This is a genomic window from Devosia sp. ZB163 (assembly GCF_028613635.1).
In the GTDB taxonomy this organism is placed as follows: Bacteria; Pseudomonadota; Alphaproteobacteria; order Rhizobiales; family Devosiaceae; genus Devosia_A.
In genome coordinates this window covers 942,479-964,156 of sequence record NZ_JAQRMY010000002.1, presented here as the reverse complement: position 1 = coordinate 964,156, position 21,678 = coordinate 942,479, and the positions used below count along the sequence as shown (strand labels likewise).

Sequence of the window (21,678 nt, the reverse complement as noted above, 5' to 3'; positions counted from 1 at the left end):
CGTGCCTTTTCCCGCTGTCGGCGTCTGCTACTACCCTGAACACTGGCCGGTCGAATGGTGGGAAGAAGACGCCCACCGGATGGCCGAGGTCGGCATCCAGTATGTCCGGATCGGCGAGTTCGCCTGGTCGCGGCTAGAGCCCTCGCCGGGTGACCTCCGCTTCGACTGGCTGGTCCAATCCATGGACACGCTGGGCCGGCACGGGCTCAAGGTCATCGTCGGCACGCCCACGGCGACGCCGCCGCGGTGGATGATCGACAAGCACCCGGACATGCTGGCGGTCGACAAGCACGGGCAGGCCCGCGGCTTCGGCTCACGCCGGCACTACGATTTCTCGCACCTCGGCTATCGCGAGGAATGCGCGCGCATCACGCGGCTGCTGATCGAGAAGATCGGCAAGCACCCTGCCCTCGCCGGCTGGCAGACCGACAATGAGTACGGCTGCCACGACACGATCCTGTCGTACTCCGAGGCGGCGCGGCAGGGTTTCCGCAAGTGGCTCGAGGCGCGATACGGCACGATCGAGGCGCTCAACGAGGCCTGGGGCGCCGTGTTCTGGTCGATGGACTACAACCGCTTCGACCAGATCGACCTGCCCAACCTCACGGTCACGGAAGCGGCGCCAGCCCATTGGCTCGACTTCCGGCGCTATTCCTCGGACCAGGTGGCGGCCTTCAACAAGGTGCAGTTCGACCTGATGAAGGCGGCCCGGCCGGACCTGCCGGTGATCCACAATTTCATGGGGCGCTTCACCGACTTCGATCACTACGACGTCGCCAGGACACTCGATGTGGCGAGCTGGGATTCCTACCCGATCGGTCACCTCGCCGTTTCCAACGAGAGCGACGAGGTCAAGGCGACCTACTTCCGGCAGGGCGAGCCGGATGCGCAGGGCCTGCAGCACGATATCTACCGCGCCGTCGGGCACGGCCGCTGGTGGATCATGGAGCAGCAGCCCGGTCCGGTGAACTGGGCCGAGTACAACCCCGATCCGCTGCCCGGCATGGCCCGGCTCTGGGCCTGGGAGGCATTTGCCCACGGGGCCGAGGTGGTGAGCTACTTCCGCTGGCGCCAGGCGCCGTTTTCGCAGGAGCAGATGCATGCCGGTCTTCTGCGGCCGGACAGCGAGCCCGCACCGGCTTATCACGAGGCCTCGCAGGTGGCGCGCGAGCTCAAGGAACTGGGCATCGGTGGCGCGGCGCGGAAGGGCCGTGTGGCCATCGTCTATGACTATCTGAGCGAATGGGCGTGGCAGATCCAGCCGCAGGCCAAGGGCTTCTCGCACCACCAGCATGTGCGCAACTGCTACGTGCCGCTGCGCAAGCGCGGTGTGGATGTCGACATCCTGCCGCCGTCGACGACCGATTTCCCGGGCTACGACCTGGTGATCATCCCGGCGCTGTTCTCGTGGAACGATGCGCTGCGGACGGCGATCGCCAACTTCGAGGGGCACCTGCTGATCGGCCCGCGATCGGGATCGAAGACGGAGAACTTCTCGATCCCGCAAGCCCTTGGGCCGGACCTCCCTCAGAACCTGCTCGATGCCAAGGTCACGCGCGTCGACAGCACCGATCCGCGTCGCGCGGTTTCGGTGAAGGGTGGCGGCGCGGTCGGCCACTGGCGCGAACGGCTCGACACCCGGGCGCAGGTCGTCCTCGAGGACGAGGAGGACTTTCCGGTGCTCGTGGCGCAGGGCAAGTTGAACTATCTCGCGGCGAGCGGCGACCGGGCGCTGATGCAGCGTGTCATCGACCACCTGATCGAGGAGGCCGACGTCCCGACGCTCGACCTGCCCGCCGGCGTGCGTTGCCGGGTGCGTGGTAAATGGCGCGTTTACTTCAATTACGGCGACACTGCGGCAAACCTCGCCCCGGCGCAGGACGAGAAGGGCTATGTCCTCGGCGGCGCGCAGATCGGGCCTGCGGGCGTCACGGTGGCTCTGCTCGCCACGGACGCCTGACAGCGGGGATTGCGGGGCGGACTTCGAAGTCCGCCCTGCCCGCATCCCAGCGGAGCCAATGTACACCGCCAGCGGTCAGGGTGTCGGCGTCGATGGCCGTCGCGGCACAGGTGCCGGGCGCTCGAGCTCGCATGATGACGAGGTCGGCAGCGGCGCAATCTTCGTGGAACGCAGCGGTGTCGCGCACGATGGCGACGGTGAAGCCGCGTGGGCTGCCACCGAAGCAGCCGAGGCTGTCGCAGCGCATCGGCGAGCCGGCCTCGATCGGGTCCGAATAGGTCTCCCGCCAGACGTCGACGGCGAAGCTGTCGCTCTTTCCCGCGACCAGGGCGAGGCCGTTGTCCGTTCGCATGGCCACGGCCTGTGTCGTGTCCGCGATCAGCACGTCAGGCGGGTGATCGAGGGCGAGCAGCAGGACGGCTGGGATCGCCAGCGCGGGCGCGAGCAGCCGGTGCCAGGTTGGAACGAAGGTGAACCAGGCGAACGCGATTAGCCCGATGCCGAGGGCCAATGGGGCCAGCAGCGGGCTGTAGTCGAGCCCGCCGCTCCAGCCGGCGACCAGTTGGCCGAGGTCGAGCATCCGGTCGATCGACCACCCCATCACGGCGAGCGCCGGGCCCTCCCAACCAAGCGGCATGAGCAGCGTGCCGATCACTGCGGCCGGCATCATCACGAAGCCGACCAGCGGGAGCGAGAACAGGTTGCCGAGCACGCCGAGCGGCGATGTCTGCTGGAAGTGGTAGATCGAGAACAGAAGGGTGGCGGCGCCGGCGACCAGGCTCGTGAGCACGATGCCCCAGAGGTAGCCGAGGATCCTGCTTGGGATCGACCGCTTGCCGTCGTCGGGCGGGCGCATCAGCTCCCACGCGGCGATCAGCGCGACGACGGCGGCGAAGGAGAGCTGGAAGCTCGGCCGGAAGACGCTCGCCGGATCGGTTGAGATGACAATGAGCGCTGCGATGGCGACGTTCCGCATGGTGAGGGCGCGGCGGCCGAAGATGACGGCGCCGAGGATGAGCACCAGCATGATGGTCGAACGCAGCGCCGCGACATTGCCACCCGAGATGGCAAAGTATGCCAGTGCGGCGAGAACTGCGCCTGCAGCGGCGATCCGCTTCACCGACACGATGCCGTGGAGAGCGGAGAATGGCGCCAGCCCGACGCGAAGGGTGACCAGTACCAGCCCGGCCACGATGGTGAGGTGCAGCCCCGAGACGGAGAGCACATGCGCCAGCCCGGCCGTCGCCATGGTCTCACGGGCCTGTTCGGGCACCGCGCTCTGGTCGCCGGTGATCAGCGCGCGGGCGATCCCGGCCGCCGGCGGCTGGAGATGGGTCTCAATGCGATCGGCGATGCCGCGGCGTATGCCGTCGATCACGCGATCTGGGGCACCCGCTGCTCCGGTGGCGACGCGCTCGACCGTGTCGGTCGTGTTGCCGTAGGCGCCGATGCCGTCGAAGAAGGCATGGAACTGCGTGTCATGGCCGTTGGGCACCACCGGTCCGGGCACAGGATAGAAACGGACTGGCGCGCGCACGATATCGCCCGGCGCGAGATCACCTGCATCCGCGACCACCAGCCGGGCTCGCCGCACGCCGGGATCACGAGCCTGCCCCTGCGGTGCGATGGCGGAGACGATGACCCTCAGGCCACTTTCGACCTCCGACAGGATCTCGTCGACGCGCATCTCATAAGTGCCGTAGGTGGCACGGGCGAGCATGGGTGTACCGAAGAGTGCCGAGTGAAGTGGCAACAGGGCGAGGCCGAGCCAGAACGCGATGGCGATCCCGACCAAGCGAAGACGGCCGAGCCTGTGCACGGATAGCAGGGCAATCAGGGCAAGAAGGGCGCCGGCCGCGACCAGGGCAAGCCAGTCCGGCTCGAACGGGCTGGCGGCCCAGGCGATGAGGCCGGCGACCATGGCATAGGGCCAGAGCAGGAATGTGCGGCGGTGATCGAGGGCAGTCTGCAGGCCCTGGGCGAGGCCGGACGCCCAGCTGCGCGTGGCACGCCGGGGCGGCGGCAGCACGGGTGCAGGCAGCTTAGCCACGACCGCTGGCGGTCGCGTCTCGACTGTCGTCTCGTCAGCCGTCACGGACATGCGGAGAGCCCCCAACCCTCGCGTGATCCTTGCGATGCTAGCGGGGCCGGACGAGCCTGCCAACCGCCGCCCTTGCGTTCGGGTGCGGGGGTGCTTACACACCGCGAAACGCCAATACACCGGGACATTTCATCGACCCATGGCCAGCACCCCTGTCGTCACCCGTTTCGCCCCCTCGCCCACCGGCTACCTGCATATCGGTGGAGCGCGCACTGCCCTGTTCAACTGGGCATTCGCGCGCCACACCGGCGGCAAGATGCTGCTGCGCATCGAGGACACCGATCGCGAACGTTCGACCGAAGCTGCGGTGCAAGCCATCTTCGACGGGCTCAAGTGGCTCGGACTGGACTGGGACGGCGAGCCCGTCATGCAGTTCTCGCGCGCCGCTCGCCATGCTGAGGTGGCCAATGAGCTGCTGAAGCGCGGCCAGGCGTACTACTGTTACTGCTCGCCCGAGGAACTTGCAGAGATGCGGGAGACCGCCCGGGCCAATGGCCTGCCGCCGCGCTACAACGGCTACTGGCGCGATCGCGACCCGTCCGAGGCGCCGCAGGGCGTCGCTCCCGTGATCCGCATCAAGGCGCCGCAATCGGGCGAGATCCGCGTGCAGGATCACGTGCAGGGCGAGGTCGTGTTTAAGGCCGAGAACCTCGACGACTTCATCATCCTGCGCTCGGACGGCACGCCGACCTACATGCTGGCGGTCGTCGTCGATGACCACGACATGGACGTCACCCATATCATTCGCGGCGACGACCACCTGACCAACGCGGCCCGGCAGATCGTCATCTACAACGGCATGGGCTGGTCCGTGCCGGAAATGTCCCATATCCCGCTGATCCATGGGCCCGACGGGGCGAAGCTGAGCAAGCGCCACGGGGCGCTCGGCGTCGAGGCCTACCGGCAGATGGGCTACCTGCCGGAGGCGCTACGCAACTACCTGGCGCGCCTCGGCTGGAGCCATGGCGACGACGAGATCTTCTCGACCGAGCAGATGGTCGAGTGGTTCAGCCTCGACGCGCTCAACAAGGGCGCCGCGCGCTTCGATTTCGTCAAGCTCGAGAGCATCAACGGCCACTACATCCGCGAGGCCAGGCCCGAGCGGCTGTATGACGTGATGCTGTCGACGGCGGCCGAAGTCGGCCGCGACATCGACGCCACCGGCCTTGCCGCCAACAAGGACACGGTGCTGGCCGCCCTGCCCGAGCTGCAGCCGCGCGCCAAGACCGTGCTCGAGCTCATCGACCTCGCGCAGTTCATCTACGCGGTGCGTCCGCTGGCCATCGACCAGGCCGCCGCGGACCAGCTCACCACGGATGCGCGGGCCAATGTCGGCGCCTTCGCCGAGATCCTGAAAGGGCTCAACGACTGGTCCGTGGATGCGATCGACGCCGCTGCCCGCGCCTTCGCCGAAGCCAGGGGGCTGAAGCTCGGCAAGGTGGCCCAGCCGCTGCGCGCCGCGCTCACCGGCCGGACGGTCTCGCCCGGCATTTTCGAGGTTATGGTGCTGATCGGACGCGAGGAAACCCTGGCCCGCCTGGGGGACCAGGTGGCCTGATATGTATTGGGTTCTGTAATTAGGTCAGCCCTATTCACCCACCTGTTGCGTGGTGTGGGGTATATGGGATACCCCACACCGAACTGCCCCTTAACGACGATCCGGCCTGCCCGCTCCTTTCCTACGCGCGGGCGCAAACGGCCCAAAAGGAGAGCGATACATGAGCGATACCGTCGCCAAACTTACCATCGGGGACCAGACTTACGAGTTCCCGGTGCTCTCGGGTTCGGTTGGGCCGGACGTCATCGATATCCGATCGCTCTATGCCAAGACCGGCATGTTTACTTATGACCCGGGCTTCACCTCCACCGCGGCGACGGACAGCTCGATCACCTATATCGACGGTGACAAGGGCGAGCTGATGTATCGGGGCTACCCGATCGAGCAGCTGGCCGAGAAATCGAACTATCTCGAGGTGTGCTACCTGCTGCTGTACGGCGAGCTGCCCAACAAGGCGCAGATGGCCGATTTCGAGCAGCGCGTTACCCGCCACACGATGGTGCATGAGCAGATGCACTATTTCTATCGTGGCTTCCGGCGCGACGCGCACCCGATGGCGATCGTCTGCGGCGTCGTCGGCGCCATGGCGGCGTTCTACCACGACTCGATCGACATCAACGATCCGCAGCAGCGCGAGATCGCCTCGATCCGCATGATCGCCAAGATCCCGACCATCGTTGCGATGGCCTACAAATACTCGGTGGGCCAGCCCTTCGTGTACCCGCGGAACGACCTCGACTACGCCTCGAACTTCCTGCGCATGTGCTTCTCGGTCCCGGCCGAGGACTATGTCGTGAACCCGGTCGTGGCGCGCGCCATGGACCTGATCTTCACGCTGCACGCCGACCACGAGCAGAACGCCTCGACCTCGACCGTGCGCCTCGCCGGCTCGTCCGATGCGAACCCGTTTGCCTGTATCGCAGCGGGCGTTGCATGCCTTTGGGGCCCGGCCCATGGCGGCGCCAACGAAGCGGCGCTGAACATGCTCAAGCAGATCGGCACCGTGGATCGGATCCCGGAGTTCATCGAGAAGGCCAAGGACAAGAACTCGGGCTTCCGCCTGATGGGCTTCGGCCACCGCGTCTACAAGAACTACGATCCGCGCGCCAAGGTGATGCAGCAGGCGGCCAACGAGGTGCTGGCCCAGCTCGGCGCCGACAACCTGTCGCCGACGCTGCAGGTGGCCAAGGAACTGGAGCGGATCGCGCTCTCGGACCAGTACTTCATCGATCGCAAGCTCTACCCGAACGTCGACTTCTACTCGGGCATCATCCTCGACGCGATCGGCTTCCCGACCTCGATGTTCACCGCCATCTTCGCGCTCAGCCGCACCGTGGGCTGGATCGCGCAGTGGAAAGAGATGATCGGCGATCCGCAGAAGAAGATCGGACGCCCGCGCCAGCTCTACAATGGCGCGCCGGTCCGCGATTACGAGCCGATCGCCAACCGCTGATCGGCAACGGCCAAGACCCGCTCGGCGGGATCGACAAGGGGCGCCTCGGGCGCCCCTTTTTGCATCAGGGTGCGCATCTCGCGGAAGGCCGCCAACTGAGCGGCGACTGCCGAAGAATCGTCGAGCAGTTGGACCAGCGGCTCGATGGAGCGCGGGGCATCGGGATCGGCGAACTGCAGCTCGGGCACGGCCGGCTGGCCCAGGATCAGGTTAGGCAGGCTCATCACGATCGGATGCGGGAGCTTCTTGGCGCGTTTGGCCTGGTGGGGGTCGGCCACGTAGGCGGCGACCATCGGCACACCGGATAGCGCCAGCTCGAGGGTGATCGTACCGCTGACGGCAAAGGCCGCATAGGCAGTTTCGAAGGCCGTACGGCGCGCAGGGCCGGTCACGATCTCGACTGGAACGCTCCAGGTGGCCGTTTCGCGCTTCAGCCGATCCATCAGCGAGGGCAACGTTGGGATGACGAAGCCGCTTATCCGCGGGTGCGATCGGAGGCTCTCGGCGGCTTGCCGCATCAGGCCGAGGTGGCGGCGGACTTCGCCGATACGGCTGCCGGGCAGCAGGAGCAGCGGACCGCGCTCCGGCTGGGTGGCGCGCGTGGTATAGCGGCCGAGCGCAGGATGCCCGACGAACGAGGTCGGCGGACCACCGAGATCCGCCATTACCCTGGGTTCGAAGGGCAGGATGGCCAGGACTTCGTTGAAGATCGGCCTGAGTTCGGCGGCCCGCTCTGGTTTCCATGCCCACACGGTCGGGGAGACGTAGAGCACCATGGGCAGGTCGGGCGCGACGCGCCGCACGCGTTCGGCCACCGCCTTGGCAAAGACCTGGGAATCGACGAGGACGACCGCGTCCGGCCGCATGCGGAGAATGGCGGCGGCTGTCTGTCGGACCCGCCACAGGAGGAGCGGCAGGCGCTTCAGAACGTCGCTCCAGCCCATCACCGACAGGTTCTCCATCGGGTAGAGACTGCGGAGACCCTCGCCCTGCATCTCCTGGCCGCCGACACCCACGAGTTCCAGCTCGGTGCGGGTGCGTAGCCGCCGGATCAGGTCGGCACCGATGATGTCGCCCGACGCTTCGCCGGAGAGGATGAACAGGCGTAGCGGTTCAGCCATTGGTGGCGAGGCCGATGACCGTCACGCCGGCGGCGATAGCAGCTTGTTCAAGGTCGGCACGATCGAGGACGAGGGTACGTCCGGCTTCCACGGCGATAACCGCGATGCCGGCGGCGGCCGCGTTGGCTACCGTGGTGGGGCCAATGGCGGGCAGATCGATCTGTAGTGGCTGGTCGGGCTTGCTGGCCTTGGCGAGGACCAGTGGAGCGGTGCCGGCAATGAGCCCGCGCTGGCGATAGGTGGCGATCCGCGCGATGAGCTCGTCGGTGCCGGCTGCATCTTCCGCGGCGAGGATCCGGCGGCCTTGTGCGACAGCGGCTTGGCCGAGGTCGAGCCGGCCAATGGCGCGCGCCGCTTCGAGGGCGAGGCGGGCCGTCCCAGTCGTCTCGGCGGAGAGGTCAGGACCGGCTATCAGGCCTTCCGGCGCGAGCAGGCTGCCCACCACCTCATGCGCACCGATCAGCTTAGCGCCGGTCAGCTTCTCGAGCTGGCCTGCGAGGCCCGAGAGGGCAGCGTCGCCGCGCCCTTCCCCGTCGGCGCTGCCAAGCGCGCCTGCGAGGCGCACGCGCGCGGCATCATCGAGACTGACGGCGCCGGCGAGGACGAGGTGCGAAGCGCCGAACTGCCGGACCGCCCCGATGACCAGTTGCGGCTCCGCCAGCGTTGCCCTGATTGCAACGGCCCCTTCGGGGGCGTCGATGTCGGCAAGGGCGACGATCTGCACCGTGTCCCCGGTCGCGAGCGCGGCTCTGGCAACCGCCGGAGCAAGCACGCCGGCGCCAGCAATGATCGCCAGCCGGCGCGACATTACTCTTCGGTCGCGACGTCGGCCGGCAGACAGATCGGCCTGTCGTTGGCGGCGGTGATGAAGGAAACGACGTCCTGGACGAGCGGCTCATTGGCAAAGAGCTCGGCGGCGTCCTCGACGCGCTCCTTCAGGGTGCCCTCGGAAGCAAAGATCATGCGATAGGCGGCGCGGAGGGCGTGGATGGCTTCGCGGTCGAACTTGCGGCGCTTGAGGCCGACGAGGTTCAGGCCGGCGAGCCGTGCCCGGTTGCCCAGCGCCATGCCGTAGGGGATCACGTCGGCGTGGATCATGGAATAGCCGCCGATGAAGGCGTGGTCGCCGATGCGAACGAACTGGTGGACACCGGTCATGCCGCCGAAGGCCACGTAGTTGCCGATGTGACAGTGGCCGGCGAGCCCGACATACGCTGCGATGATGACGTTGTTGCCGACGATGCAATCGTGCGCGATGTGACACGCCGTCATCAGAAGGCAGTCATCGCCGATGCGGGTTTCCATGCCGCCACCCTCGGTGCCGAGATGGACCGTCGCGCTCTCGCGGATCTGGCACCGCTCGCCGATGATGAGGCGGCTCTGCTCGCCGTGGTACTTGAGGTCCTGCGGTGGCTGGCCAAGCGAGGCGAACGGATAGACCCGGGTGTCGGCACCGATGCTGGTATGGCCAGCCACCACGACATGCGAGATGAGCTCGACATTGGCGCCAAGCTGGACATTCGCACCGACGTGGCAGAACGGGCCGACCTTTACGCCGTCGGCGAGTTGGGCACCCGGTTCGACGATGGCCGAGGGATGAACGGATGCTGGCAAGTTACTTCTCGCTGGGGCTGACCATGGCGCCGACCTCGGCCTCGGCGATGACCACGCCGTCGACGATGGCCTTGGCTTCAAACCAGCCCATGCTCATGCGCCGGCGCAACTTCCTGATGTGGTATTCGATCCGGTCACCCGGCTTGGCCGGCTTGCGGAACTTGCATTTGTCGACCGTCAGCAAATAGACGATGTGATCGACGCCAGCGGCCGCGCCGGCTGCAATGGCCATCGCGCCGGCGGTCTGCGCCATTCCCTCGATGATGAGCACGCCGGGGAACACTGGCTCACCCGGGAAGTGCCCCTGGAAGATCGGCTCGTTGAACGTCACGTTCTTGATGCCGATGCCGGAATTGTCCGCATCCACGTCAATGATCTTGTCGATCAACAGGAACGGGTAGCGGTGCGGCAGGACCCTGAGGATATCCTGGATATCCATCGAGGAAAGTTCCCTCGTCTCGGTCGCTGGTGCCTCATTCGTAACCGTCACTCTAGTCCCCTTTGATTCAGTCGCCGCAACGTGGCGACCTCGCGCCACCATTTTCGCACGTCCTGAGCCGGATAGCCGCCCACCTTGGAGCCGGGAGGGATGTCCTTGGTAGCGACCCCTGCCCCCATGATCACGGTGCCCTTGCCTACTGTCAGATGACCAACAGTCGAGGCCCGGCCGCCCATTAGGACGGAATCCTCAAGTACCGTCGATCCCGAGAGACCGCAATGCGCGGCGATCAGGCAATAGCGTCCAATGTGACAATTGTGGCCAATCTGCACGAGATTGTCGATCTTGGTGCCTTCACCGATCACCGTATCGCCCAGAGCGCCCCTGTCGATCGTAGTATTGGCGCCGATCTCGACGCCATCCTGGATGATGGCACGGCCGAGCTGGGGAACCTTGCGGTTGGTGCGGCCATGGCCGAGCCAGCCGAATCCCTCGGTGCCTATGCGGGCGCCGGTGTGGACCACGACATTGTTGCCAAGATAGGCGCACTCGATGGTGACGTTGGGCCCGATGACGGCGTTGCGCCCGATGGCGACGCCGCGGCCGATCACCGTGTTGGGGCCGATGATGGTGTTGCGCCCGATCTCGACGCCGGGGCCGAGCACGACGTTGGCGCCGAGGCGCACACCCTCCTCGAGGTAAGGCGCGGGGCCACCGATCTCGAGCAAGCCCTTGGCGACATCGCGGGTGCCCATCGGGTAGAGCCGGTCGAGCAGATCCACGAACAGGTCATGCGGCCGGACATCCACGATGGCGAAGCTACCTGACGGGACGTCGGCAGCCAGCGACGGGTGGACGATGACAGCCCCTGCCTTGGTTTCAGCGAGCACCGGGCGATACTCGGCCTGAGCGGCGAAGGCGATGTGGTCGCTCCCCGCGAGATGCAGCTCCTCGGCGCCGGAAATCATCATGCCGGCTGCCCGGCTGCTGTCGTAGCCCGTGTCGCGGCCGAGTGTCGAGAGCACGACACCAAGCGAGATCGGCTCCGACGAAGAATGGAAACGCGTATCGACCATGGGCGTGTGTTTACAAACAACAAGGCCGCTGGGCAACCGCCCCGCGGCCTTGGCGCAAAGGAAAGGGCCGGCGTTTCCGCCGGCCCGACTGATTACAGCAGCTGCTGCAGGGTGAGCGTGAAGACCTGGGTCTCGTCGTCCGTCGCCTTGCTCAGCACGTGGGCGAAGTCGCCACGCAGCGGGCCAAACGGGCTGTCCCAGATGATCGACGCACCAACCGACGACTTGAAGTTCTCGTCGATGCTGCCCGGGGCGATCGGAACGGCCGGGGTGCTGTTGCCGCTGCCATCGATCCAGGCTGCATCCGCCCAGACCGCGCCGCGCACGCCGTAGGTCTCCGGCAGGATCGGGATCGGGAACTCGATTTCGGCCGACAGGCCCGCATAGGTTGTGTAGCCGAGCAGTTCATCGGAAGCAGTGTTCGCCCTCGGGCCCATCCCGCCGCTCTGGAAGCCGCGCACCAGCGAACCAGCGCTACGGAACGCCTCGAGCGGGAACACCGCATCATCGTCAAGCGAGGTAATATAGCCAGCCTGACCCTTCACGCTGCCGATGACATTCCAGTCGGAGAGGAGGGGCATGAAGTACCGGCCCTTGACCTCCGTCTTCAGAAGGTTGAAGTCCCAGCCGATATACTGCTGACTGAACGTGCCGTAGAAGCCCTCGCTCGGACGCTTCGTGTCGTCGAGGGTGTTGTAAACCAACGAGTAACCGAGCCAAGCCTTGTTGTAATCTTGGCCATCCACAACGATCACCGAAGGGTCGCCCTTCGCGTCTTCGATCTTCTTGGTCTCGAGACCGGTAAACACCGAGGCCGACAGGTCAGTGGTGATCGGGGCGCCGAAGCGAACCTGGCCACCGGTTGCAGTCGAACCATAGACGTTGCTGTCGGTCTCATTGACGACGCGATGATAGACGTCGAAGCCGGACGACACGCGCAGGCCCATGAAGCGGGGCTCGGTGAACGAGAAGTCGTAGCTCTGGCCGTTCTGCGAGGCGCTCACGGCAGCGCGGACATACTGGCCGCGACCGAGGAAGTTGCGCTCGGTGATCGACACTTCGCCCAGGATACCGGCGCTCGAGTCGTAGCCAGCGGTGAGACCATAGTCACCGGTCGACTGCTCCTCGACGAGGATGTTGATCGTGACCTTGTCGGGTGCACTGCCGGGCTGCAGGTCGATATTGACCAGCTTGAAGAAGCCGAGCCGCTCGATATTGGCCTTGCCGCGCGTCATCATCGAACGGTTGAAGGGGTCGCCTTCACCAAAATCCAGCTCGCGGCGGATCACGGCGTCGCGGGTCTTGGTGTTACCAGCGATGTTGATGCGCTCGACATAGATGCGCGCGCCCTCGTCCACCAGGTAAGTCACGTTGAACGTGCTGTTGGTGACGTCGCGATCGACACGCGGACGCACGTCGGCGAAGGCGTAACCCTGGGCCGTGGCCTCGAAGGCCATCGCTTCCTGCGTCTTCTGCAGATCTGCCAGCGAGTAGATGCCGCCCTTGCCGGTGCGGATGCTGGCATTCAGTGCGTTGGGATTAAGGCCTGCAATCGAGGTCTCGACGCCGATCTCGCCGAAGCGGTAGCGCTCGCCCTCGCTGATGGTGAAGTTCACGAAATACGCGTTGCGAGCCGCATCAAACTCGCCGACGGCGGAGGTAACCTGCGCGTCCGGGTAGCCGTGGTTCATGTAATAGAGCTCGATCAGACCCTTATCGATCTGCAGCATGTCCTCGCTGAACGCGTCGTCGCGGAACAGCCAGCTGAGCAGGCCCGTCTCACGGGTGCGGATGACCGACTTCAGCGTACCGGCGCCAATCGAATTATTGCCGGTGAAGTTGATCGCGGCAATGCCAGTGCGCTGCCCCTCATTCACCACGAAGGTGACGCGGGCGCGACCATTCTCGGATTGCTCGACGCGGGGGGCAACGGTCACTCCCGTGTAGCCCTTGCCCACATAGGCCAGGCGGATGGACTCGGCGTCGGACGCGAGGCTGCTCTCGGTGAACGTGCTTTGCGCGCCGACGTTGACCATCGCGAGGAGCTGGGAATCCGAGAAGCCGCTATTGCCCTCGAACAGCACGGCAGAAACCAGCCGTGCTTGCTGGGCCTGAACAGCGTCGACCCCGATGAAGGAGACACCGATGCCGGCGAGTGGGGCCGCTACCGCGAGGGCGAGCGCCAGATACATACCGCGCATCAGCTTTTTCGGGTTCGTCATGATTCTTGTTGCCTCTTGCGACCTAAGCCGGGGAATCGCCATGCACAGCACCCCAGTTCACTCCATTGAGTGCTTTTACTGGATTTTTAACCACGGACAAGCCGCGACACCCCTCGAGGTTAGCGAAAGATTGGCCGCCGTGCATTCCTGCAACACCTAGAAAACCAAGCTTATCCAAGGGTTAACACCCAGAATGCTCGGTATTCAAAATGGGGCGCAGCGGGGGCGCTAATATGGCGCCACCGGGCTGTCCACAGACGTTTGTCGCGTGGAATCGCTCAGAACAGGTCGTTGATGATCGTGAAAATCATGAGCGTGAAGACGATCGCGAGTCCGAACCGGTAGCCGATGTCCTGAACCCGCTGCGGCAGCGGCCGCCCGCGGATGGCCTCGGCCAGATAGTAGACGAGGTGCCCGCCATCCAGCATCGGGATCGGCAACAGGTTGAAGATGCCGATGTTGAGCGACAGCAGCGCCATCAGGTTGATCAACGGGATGATTCCGAGCGTCGCCACCTGCTGCGAGACGGTCGCGACCTTGATCGGGCCGCCGAGCTGCTCAACGTCGCCGCGGCCGACGAAGAAATCGCCGAGGAACGCCACGGTGCGATCGATGATGAACCGGACTTCCTCGAAGGTCATGCCGATGGCCTCGACCGGATCGGGGCGGTAGAGCTCGACATCCTGCTGGCCGACCTGGTTGGTCACCCCAAGCCGGCCGATGCGGTGGGTGTTGCCGAAGCGGTCGGTCGATTCGACGGCATCAGGGGTTGCGGCGATGGATCGGGTCTCGCCATCGCGATCCAGCACGATCGATATCGTGCGCTCCGGCGCGGTGGCCACGAGACGCTGGAAATCCTCGAAGCCGCGAACCTTGTAGCCGTCGACGGAGAGGATGCGATCACCCTCCGAGAGACCGGCGGCCATGGCCGGGGACCACGGGCCGATATTCCCCACGACGGGCGGCAACGTGTAGCGGCCATAGCCCAGAAGCAGCGCGTAGAGCACGAGCAGGGTGAAGATGATGTTGGCGATCGGCCCGGCCACGACGACGGCGATACGCTGCCAGACGTTCTTGTTGACGAAGAGCTGCTCGCGCAGCTCTGGCCCTGCCCGCTCGATGACCTCGGGATCGGGAACGCTGGCGGCGTTCATGTCGCCGACGAAGCGGACGTAGCCGCCCAGGGGAATCGCCGAGAGGCGCCAGCGGGTGCCGCTGCGATCGTTGAAACCGATGAGCTCGGGCCCGAAGCCGATGGAGAAGGCCTGGACGGCGATGCCGTTCCAGCGGGCGACGAGGTAGTGCCCCATCTCGTGCACAAACACGATGATCGTCAGCACTACGAGGAACGGAACCACGTAGGAAAGCAGCCAGAGCAAGAAGTCCATGTCGTCGGTTCCGTGGCGCCCCTAACTCGTTGAGCCTAGGAGCGGAATGCGTTGAGATTGCGATATGGCCTAGTGGCCATACTTACCAATATAGGAAGCCTGCGGCCACGCTGCCTAGACCGGAGTGCAGGGCCCCGACGAGAAAGACGAAGATCGTCCCGAAGGTGAGGCTGTCGAGCCGATCCATGAGGCCACCGTGCCCGGGAATGATGTCGCCCGAATCCTTGATGCGGAACCGGCGCTTGATGGCGCTCTCGGCCAGATCACCCACCTGCCCCACGATGCTCAGCGTTGCCGCGAGCACGAGGCCGATCCACCAGGGTGACTGCGGCACGACGAGCAGCCACAGGACGAGGCCGACCAGGGTGCCGAAAGCGAAGCCGCCAATGGCGCCGGACCATGTCTTGCCCGGCGAGATATCGGGCGCGAGCTTTTCTCCGCCCACCTGACGGCCAGTGAAATAGGCTCCCGTATCAGTCGCCCAGATGACGCAACCGAGGATCAGGCCGGCCCAGAGGCCGGTGTCGAATGCGCCAGGAACGTTCCAGGTCGCGTCCCCCCGGATCATGAGGAGAAGCACGATCACGATGCCGTAGAACAGCATCCCCCCTGCCCTCCACGCCCGCGCTTCCGGCGCGCCGGTGACCCCGGCGACAAGGGCGCCCACCGCGACGAGCGCGAGCGAGGCCAGTGCGCCCAGGGCAGGAAAGATCAGGGCAGACACGGCAAGGATGCCGATGAGGATGCCGCCGGTGGTGGTCAGCGGCCTGAGCGTCACCATCCGCTCCCATTCGCGGTAGCAGCCGGCGAATACGGCGCCGACCAGGGCAGCGAACACATAGCTACCGAAGTAGAGGCCGAAGGCCGCCATCAGCAGGAGGACGATGGCGGAAGCAACACGAGGGCCGAGGTCAGTCCATGACCTTTTGGCGAACGGGTCAAACTGGGGACGCGGGCCCTCGGGCGTGCTCACTTGCTTCTCGACTCGATGCCGCCGAAGCGTCTGGAGCGGGCGGAATACTCAGCGAGGGCCTTCAGGAAGACCTGCTCGCCAAAATCCGGCCAGTTCTCTTCGACGAACACCAGTTCCGAGTAGGCACCCTGCCAGAGGAGGAAGTTGGACACGCGCTGCTCGCCGCTGGTGCGCAGGATCAGGTCCGGATCGGGGATGCCGAAGGTATAGAGCTCGCGCTCGAGCGTCTCCTCGGTGATGTCCTCGACGCTGAGCTTGCCGGCGGCAACCCTCGCGGCGATGCGCCGGGCGGCATCAGTGATCTCGCTCTTGCCGCCGTAGTTGAACGCCACGATCAGCTCGAGGCCCGTGTTTGCAGCGGTCTTCTTCTGCACATCCTCGATGAGACGGCTCATGGGGTCATCGAGGCCATCGCGGGTGCCGATGATGCGCACGCGCACGTTGTTCTGAATCAGCGTCGCCAGATCCGAGGCCACGAAACGATGCAGCAGCCCGAAGATGAAGTTGACCTCGTCGCGCGGCCGCCGCCAGTTCTCCGACGAAAAGCTGAAGACCGTCAGGTGCTTGACGCCGTAGCGTATAGCGAGGTCGACGAGCCGGCGGAGGGCCTTGACGCCCTCGACATGGCCTTCGGTCCGCACCTTGCCGCGGGCCTGGGCCCAGCGGCCGTTGCCGTCCATGATCACCGCCAGATGGTCGGGAATCTTCAGCCCCGACCGGATGCTGGGCGCAGTTGCGACGGCGGTATCGACGGACATTGAGCCCTCCAGGGGCGATGCGAAGCAGGTCTATCCTAGACCTGCATGATTTCCTGTTCCTTGACGGCAAGAACCTTGTCGATATCAGCAACCGCGGCGTCGGTCGCCTGCTGCACCAGATCGCTCTGCTTGCGGCTGTCGTCCTGGCTGATGTCGCCGTCCTTCTCAAGCTTCTTGAGCAGGTCCATGCCGTCGCGGCGGATGTGCCGAACGGCCACGCGCGCCTGCTCGGCATAGTTGTGCGCCACCTTGGTCAGATCGCGCCGGCGTTCCTCGTTCAGCTCGGGAAGCGGCACGCGGATTACCTGGCCTTCGGCGGCAGGATTGAGGCCCAGGCCCGAGTTGCGGATGGCCTTCTCGACGGCGCCGGCAAGCGTCCGGTCCCAGACCTGGACGCTGAGCATGCGTGACTCGGGGACCGTCACCGTCGCCACCTGGTTGAGCGGCATGCGCCCACCATAGGCCTCGACCTGGACCGGCTCCAGAAGGCTGGCGCTGGCACGGCCGGTCCTCAGACCCGCCAGTTCATCGCGCAGCGACGCGATCGACTTCTGCATGCGTTCCTTGAGGGCGGGGAGCGAAAACGCCTCGGCCATGGGACTTCTCCTTGTAATGCCGCGTCCTAACCGACGCGGGTACTCCGCGCCTTGCCGGCAAGAACGCCCTTGAGGCCTTCCTTGTCGTCGAGCGCATAGACAATTATGGGCAAGCCGTTGTCGCGGGCAAGCGCGAAGGCCGCCGTGTCCATGACCCGGAGGTCACGTGCGAGGACCTCTTCGTGGGTGATGGTCTCGTAACGCTGGGCCTTGGGGTTCTTCTTGGGATCCTCGGAGTAGACCCCGTCCACCTTGGTGCCCTTGAGCAGCACGTCGCAGCGCAGCTCGATCGCCTTGAGGGCCGCAGCGGTGTCGGTGGTGAAGAACGGGCTGCCGGTACCGCCGGCACAAACGACGACGTAGCCATCGGCCAGCGCCAGGTTGGCGTCGCGGGCCGTGAAAGTGTCGGCCACGGTCTCCATCGGCACGTTTGAGTAGACCTTGACCTTGAGGCCCTTCTGCTCGATCGCATCGCCAAGCGCGAGGGAATTGATCACGGTACCCAGCATGCCCATCAGGTCGCTGGTGACGCGATCGCCGCCTTTGGCGGCCACAGCCATGCCGCGGAAGATGTTGCCGGCACCGATGACGATCGCCACCTGGACGCCGCTCCTGGCGACCTCGGCGATCTGATCGGCCATGGCATGCAGGAATTTCGGCTCGATGCCGAAGGACTGGTCGCCTGCGAGCACCTCGCCAGAGACTTTGAGCAGAATCCGTTTGTAGGCGGATTTGGCCATCCGTCAGTCTCCCCGAAAGTGCGCAACGCGGCGCCGATTCTCAGGCACCGCGGGCGGTTATGGCATATTTGGACGGGCTGGTGACCAGCCCGTCCAGGAATTATCCCGAGGTCTTAGTTGACGCCGGCAGTGGCAGCAACTTCGGCCGCGAAGTCAGTTTCCTGCTTCTCGATGCCCTCGCCGAGCGAGTAGGCGACGAAACCCGTCACCTTGATCGGAGCGCCGACTTCCTTTTCGGCGTTCTTGACGACGTCGGCGACCTTGGTCTCGCCGTCGATCACGAACACCTGCGAAAGGAGCGTGACTTCCTCGTAGAACTTGCGCACACGGCCCTCGACCATCTTCTCGACGATCTCAGCCGGCTTGCCGGATTCCTTGGCCTGCTCGGCGAAGATGACACGCTCGCGAGCCACCACTTCCTGGTCGATGTCGTCGGGCGACACGCTCAGGGGCTTGGTGTTGGCGATGTGCATGGCGAGCTGCTTGCCCAGCGCGGTGAGCGCGGCCTTGTCACCGGTCGACTCGAGGCCGACGATGACGCCCAGCTTGCCCAGGCCCGGCTTGACCGAGTTGTGCACGTAGGTGCCGATGACGCCGTCGTTTACCGACAGGGTGCCGGTGCGGCGCAGGTTCATGTTCTCGCCGATCTTGGCGATCGCGTCGGTCAGCTCGGCCGAAACCGAACGGCCGGTGCCGGGATACGGCATCTCGGAGAGCTTGCCCACATCGCCGCCGGCATCGAGCGCCAGCTTGGCAGCGTTGTCGACGATCGTCTGGAACTGCTCGTTGCGGGCAACGAAGTCGGTCTCGGAGTTGACCTCGACGATGGCAGCGCGGGTGCCGTCGATGGCAACGCCGACGAGGCCTTCAGCCGCGATGCGGCCAGCCTTCTTGGCAGCCTTGGCGAGACCACGAGTGCGCAGCCAGTCGATGGCGGCTTCCATGTCGCCGCCGGTCTCCTCGAGCGCCTTCTTGCAGTCCATCATCCCCACGCCGGTAAGTTCGCGGAGCTCTTTAACCTGCTGAGCGGAAACAGCCATTTGATATCACCTTTCCGCGGCCCCACCTGGGAGCCGCGCCTTTGTTCGGAAGGAAAACCCGGACGAGCCGGATTAGTTGGCGGCGGACGTCTCGTCGGCGCCTTCGGCGCCCAGCGCCGGCTCCTCGGGAGCCTCAGCAGACGCGCCAAGGTCGGCGCCACGCCCTGCGGCCGAACGACCGATGCCGTCGATCGCGGCCCTCGACACCAGCGAGCAGTAGAGCTCGAGCGCGCGGGCGGCGTCGTCGTTGCCCGGAATGGCGTAGTCGACCAGATCCGGATCCGAGTTGGAGTCGACGATCGCGATCACCGGAATACCAAGACGCTTGGCTTCCTTGATGGCGTTCGCTTCCTTGTTAGTGTCGATCACGAACAGCAGGTTGGGCAGGTTGCCCATGTCCTTGATACCGCCGAGGTCGCGCTCGAGACGCTCCTTCTCACGCGAAAGAAGCAGCGCTTCCTTCTTGGTGAGGCCAGTAGCGCCTTCGCCGAGCTGGGAGTCGAGCTCACGCAGGCGGTTGATCGAGTTCGAGATCGTCTGCCAGTTGGTCAGCGTGCCGCCGAGCCAGCGGGAGTTCACGTAATACTGCGCGGACTGACGGGCAGCCTCGGCGACGACCGGAGCGGCCTGGCGCTTGGTGCCGACGAGCAGGACGCGGCCGCCGTCAGCGACGGTGTCCGAGATCAGCTGGAGGGCGCGCTGCAGGGCCGGGACGGTCTGCGACAGATCGAGAATGTGGATGTCGTTGCGCACGCCGAAGATGTGGCGTTCCATCTTCGGGTTCCAGCGGTGCTTCTGGTGGCCGAAGTGAACACCTGCTTCGAGCAGCTGGCGCATAGAAAATTCGGGCAATGCCATGGAAGGCTTCCTTTACCGGTTATTGCCTCCGCGAAGGATGTTGGCAGGAAACCTGCCACCGGATGGACGCCCAAGTCATTTTGGGACGGCCGCGCTTCGCGTGTGAATTACGCCCGGTTGTCCGGACGCGTCGCGCATATAGGGGGTTTTGGCGTCATAGGCAAGGGTGGGCGCACTCATCACCGACTAGCCCGCAATCACGCGCTCTGCCATGCCCACTGGCAGCGCCGTCCATCCAAGCGCCTTCAAAGCCGGTACGGGTTCGCTCTGTCCTCCGAGGGCTGCCTGACCTCGACTGCATGCTTCCCCGGCTGTAAGTTCCTCCGCTCTGTCTATGCCGATCGCTTCGATGGGCAACGGACCCTCGACGCTCGGCGCACCACTTCTGGTGAGGCTTGGCATGAGCTTACTTCCTGAACAGGCTTTCGAACCCCTGCGCGACCGCTTCGCAGGGGATGTCGTGACCCCGGCAAGTGCGTCCTACGAGGACGCTCGCGCCGTTTTCAACGCCATGATCGACCGGCGCCCGGCAGCCCTCGCCCAATGCGCGTCGCCCGAAGACGTTGTTGCGGCACTGGAATTCGCGCGACGGAACGCCCTGGAGATCGCGGTCCGAGGTGGCGGGCACAGTGTCGCCGGCAAGGGAGTGACCGACGGCGGGCTGGTCATCGACCTGAGGCGGATGAACTCCGTATCGGTCGACCCGGACCGCAAGACGGCCCGCGTCGGCGGGGGCGCTACCATGAGCCACCTCGATCGGGCGACCCAGCCGTTCGGGCTGGCCACGACCGGTGGGCGCGTCTCGACGACGGGTGTCGGCGGCTTCACGCTGGGTGGCGGCACGGGCTGGCTCGACCGCAAGTTCGGCCTTGCCTGTGACAACCTGCTGTCGGTGGACATCATCACGGCCGATGGCAGCCGGCTCGTTGCGTCCGAGACCGAGAACAGCGACCTGTTCTGGGCCCTGCATGGCGGAGGAGGCAATTTCGGGGTGGTGACGTCGCTCACGCTCCGCCTCTACCCGCTGGCTTCCGTAACCGCTGCGTTACTCTTGTGGCCGCCGGAGCGTGGCCCGGGGATCGTCAGGATATTCCGCGACTTCATTGCAGGTGCCCCCGACGATGTGGGCGGTGGCGTGATCTACCTGACGGGGCCAGAAGCGGAGTTCGTCCCGGAGCCGCTGGTCGGCAAGCTGGCTTTCGCCACCCTCATCGTGTTCGCCGGCGGAGAGACCGAGGCCCGGCAGGCCATTGCGCCTATGCTGTCGCTGGGCCATGCCGGCGGCATGATCGCCGAGATGCCCTATGCCGAGTTCCAGTGCATGCTCGACGATCCTCCGGGCTATCGCAATTACTGGTCGGCGCAGCACCTCAGATCCCTCCCCGACGAAGCGGTCGACCTGTTCTGCGCACGCGCCGGCGACATGATCGTCCCCTCGGCCTCGCAGCACGTGCTGTTCCCCGCCGGAGGACAGGTCTCCCGGTCATCAGCTGACTGGCCGGTGCCGTGGCGCAGTGCCCCGTGGTGTGCCCACCCGTTCGGCCTATGGTCCAATCAGGGCGATGACGCGCGCGGGCGAAAGTGGGCCCAGAGCATCGTGGCCGACCTCGAGCCGTGGTCGAGCGGGAACGTCTACCTCAACTTCATCGGGGATGAGGGCACCGAGCGCGTCGTATCAGGCTTTGGCGAAGACCACATCCAGAGGCTGGCGAAGGTCAAGCGCGCATACGATCCGCAGAACGTCTTCCACCTCAACCACAATATCCCGCCGGCCTGATCCG

18 protein-coding genes are annotated in these 21,678 nt (G+C 65.5%); 4 read left to right on the top strand and 14 right to left on the bottom strand.

From position 1 onward, the window contains the following. Position 1 precedes the first annotated feature (1 nt). A complete protein-coding gene (locus tag PRN20_RS12955) occupies positions 2–1,960 on the top strand; it encodes a beta-galactosidase (RefSeq protein ID WP_273957814.1) in 1,959 nt (652 codons plus the stop codon). Here the strand turns inward: PRN20_RS12955 and PRN20_RS12950 are convergent. Beyond that, positions 1,929–4,061, bottom strand: coding sequence for a ComEC/Rec2 family competence protein (locus PRN20_RS12950; RefSeq protein ID WP_273957813.1), 2,133 nt, complete (start codon positions 4,059–4,061; stop codon positions 1,929–1,931). The two genes, PRN20_RS12955 and PRN20_RS12950, sit on opposite strands and share 32 nt — an antisense overlap. 139 nt (positions 4,062–4,200) lie before the next feature. On the opposite strand from PRN20_RS12950, the gene gltX reads away from it, so the two are divergent. Together gltX and PRN20_RS12940 are read left to right on the top strand one after the other, a co-directional pair. Beyond that, positions 4,201–5,619: a glutamate--tRNA ligase gene (gene gltX / locus PRN20_RS12945; RefSeq protein ID WP_273957811.1), complete on the top strand. Its 1,419-nt coding sequence runs from the start codon at positions 4,201–4,203 to the stop codon at positions 5,617–5,619. A 160-nt stretch (positions 5,620–5,779) separates the two neighbouring features. After that, on the top strand, positions 5,780–7,072 hold the full coding sequence (locus PRN20_RS12940; RefSeq protein WP_273957810.1) for a citrate synthase: 1,293 nt from the start codon (positions 5,780–5,782) through the stop codon (positions 7,070–7,072). Here PRN20_RS12940 and lpxB read toward each other — a convergent pair. The 13 genes from lpxB to rpsB form a co-directional block, all read right to left on the bottom strand. Next, entirely contained in the window at positions 7,048–8,193 is a 1,146-nt protein-coding gene (gene lpxB / locus PRN20_RS12935; protein ID WP_273957807.1) for a lipid-A-disaccharide synthase, read from the bottom strand. The genes PRN20_RS12940 and lpxB overlap by 25 nt on opposite strands. Beyond that, positions 8,186–9,001 carry a UDP-2,3-diacylglucosamine diphosphatase LpxI domain-containing protein gene (gene lpxI, locus PRN20_RS12930; RefSeq protein ID WP_273957806.1) on the bottom strand — a complete coding sequence of 272 codons (816 nt, stop codon included), beginning with the start codon at positions 8,999–9,001 and terminating at the stop codon, positions 8,186–8,188. Before lpxI ends, lpxB begins: the two co-directional genes overlap by 8 nt. Further along, the gene (gene lpxA, locus PRN20_RS12925) at positions 9,001–9,807 is read right to left on the bottom strand and encodes an acyl-ACP--UDP-N-acetylglucosamine O-acyltransferase (RefSeq protein ID WP_273957805.1); all 807 of its coding nucleotides are present in this window, start codon (positions 9,805–9,807) and stop codon (positions 9,001–9,003) included. Before lpxA ends, lpxI begins: the two co-directional genes overlap by 1 nt. 1 nt (position 9,808) lies before the next feature. After that, on the bottom strand, positions 9,809–10,246 hold the full coding sequence (gene fabZ / locus PRN20_RS12920) for a 3-hydroxyacyl-ACP dehydratase FabZ (protein ID WP_273958090.1): 438 nt from the start codon (positions 10,244–10,246) through the stop codon (positions 9,809–9,811). A 47-nt stretch (positions 10,247–10,293) separates the two neighbouring features. Further along, on the bottom strand, positions 10,294–11,322 hold the full coding sequence (gene lpxD, locus PRN20_RS12915) for a UDP-3-O-(3-hydroxymyristoyl)glucosamine N-acyltransferase (RefSeq protein WP_273957804.1): 1,029 nt from the start codon (positions 11,320–11,322) through the stop codon (positions 10,294–10,296). Positions 11,323–11,414: 92 nt separating this feature from the next. After that, positions 11,415–13,544, bottom strand: coding sequence for an outer membrane protein assembly factor BamA (bamA, locus tag PRN20_RS12910; protein WP_273957802.1), 2,130 nt, complete (start codon positions 13,542–13,544; stop codon positions 11,415–11,417). 278 nt (positions 13,545–13,822) lie between these two features. Beyond that, on the bottom strand, positions 13,823–14,932 hold the full coding sequence (gene rseP, locus PRN20_RS12905) for an RIP metalloprotease RseP (protein ID WP_273957800.1): 1,110 nt from the start codon (positions 14,930–14,932) through the stop codon (positions 13,823–13,825). A gap of 82 nt (positions 14,933–15,014) precedes the next feature. Then, on the bottom strand, positions 15,015–15,905 hold the full coding sequence (locus tag PRN20_RS12900) for a phosphatidate cytidylyltransferase (RefSeq protein ID WP_273957799.1): 891 nt from the start codon (positions 15,903–15,905) through the stop codon (positions 15,015–15,017). Then, positions 15,902–16,663, bottom strand: a complete 762-nt coding sequence (locus PRN20_RS12895) for an isoprenyl transferase (RefSeq protein WP_273957798.1) — start codon at positions 16,661–16,663, stop codon at positions 15,902–15,904. Before PRN20_RS12895 ends, PRN20_RS12900 begins: the two co-directional genes overlap by 4 nt. Positions 16,664–16,698: 35 nt before the next feature. Continuing rightward, on the bottom strand, positions 16,699–17,259 hold the full coding sequence (gene frr / locus PRN20_RS12890) for a ribosome recycling factor (RefSeq protein ID WP_273957797.1): 561 nt from the start codon (positions 17,257–17,259) through the stop codon (positions 16,699–16,701). Between the two features lie 26 nt (positions 17,260–17,285). Further along, the gene (gene pyrH, locus PRN20_RS12885) at positions 17,286–17,999 is read right to left on the bottom strand and encodes a UMP kinase (RefSeq protein WP_273957796.1); all 714 of its coding nucleotides are present in this window, start codon (positions 17,997–17,999) and stop codon (positions 17,286–17,288) included. Between the two features lie 113 nt (positions 18,000–18,112). Next, entirely contained in the window at positions 18,113–19,039 is a 927-nt protein-coding gene (gene tsf, locus PRN20_RS12880; protein WP_273957794.1) for a translation elongation factor Ts, read from the bottom strand. A gap of 72 nt (positions 19,040–19,111) precedes the next feature. Beyond that, positions 19,112–19,897, bottom strand: coding sequence for a 30S ribosomal protein S2 (gene rpsB / locus PRN20_RS12875; protein WP_273957793.1), 786 nt, complete (start codon positions 19,895–19,897; stop codon positions 19,112–19,114). Between the two features lie 400 nt (positions 19,898–20,297). Here rpsB and PRN20_RS12870 point away from each other — a divergent pair, with 400 nt between their 5' ends. After that, positions 20,298–21,674 (top strand): FAD-binding oxidoreductase, encoded by a 1,377-nt coding sequence (locus tag PRN20_RS12870; RefSeq protein ID WP_273957792.1) that lies wholly within the window; start codon positions 20,298–20,300, stop codon positions 21,672–21,674. Positions 21,675–21,678 lie beyond the last annotated feature (4 nt).